The organism is Deltaproteobacteria bacterium, from assembly GCA_005879535.1.
Classification (GTDB): domain Bacteria; phylum Myxococcota; class Myxococcia; order Myxococcales; family 40CM-4-68-19; genus 40CM-4-68-19.
Genome location: VBKI01000076.1, coordinates 1 through 508, shown reverse-complemented (window position 1 = coordinate 508; position 508 = coordinate 1). Strand labels below are relative to the sequence as shown.

The 508-nt window shown below is 71.3% G+C and carries 2 protein-coding genes; both read right to left on the bottom strand.

Going from position 1 to position 508, the window contains the following annotated elements; translation table 11 throughout:
• Positions 1–207 (bottom strand): hypothetical protein (locus E6J58_17440; GenBank protein TMB34931.1); only part of this gene is annotated, 207 nt, incomplete at its 3' end.
• Positions 207–470 carry a hypothetical protein gene (locus tag E6J58_17435; protein TMB34930.1) on the bottom strand — a complete coding sequence of 88 codons (264 nt, stop codon included), beginning with the start codon at positions 468–470 and terminating at the stop codon, positions 207–209. The genes E6J58_17440 and E6J58_17435, both read right to left, overlap by 1 nt.
• Positions 471–508 lie beyond the last annotated feature (38 nt).

Sequence of the window (508 nt, the reverse complement as noted above, 5' to 3'; positions counted from 1 at the left end):
GCAAAGCGTCGAGCCCTTCACGCCCGCGTCGTTGAGCGCCAGCGGAACCGGACCGGCATCGGTTTGCGCGATGCATTCGCCGCCATCGTGGTCCGCGGTGAACGTCAGCGCGTAGTCGCCGACCAGGCTGGTGTTGCGCGGACACTGCAGCCCCGACTGTTCGGGGCAGGCGGCGAGCAAGAGCAGGAGCGGGAGGCCGATCCGCATCAATTGGGGACTTCCGCATTGGAGGCGGTGCGCGCCAGCGCGGCCGCGGCGGCCTGCGCGGCGAGCTCGAGACGGGGCTCTAACTCGACGGCCTCGAGCACGGCCTGACGTTCCCGCGGGTTGGAGATCAACGCTCCCGCCACCAGGTCGGCGAGGTCGCCGGGATCCGCCGCGCGCGCCACAAGCTGGGCGAGCGCCTGGGTCTCCTCGTTCCGCAGCGCGGCCGAGAGGGCGAGCACGAGCTGCTTCAGATCGGCCGCCATCTGCCCCGCGCTGGGACTCGACCGCGAGGAAAACAGCG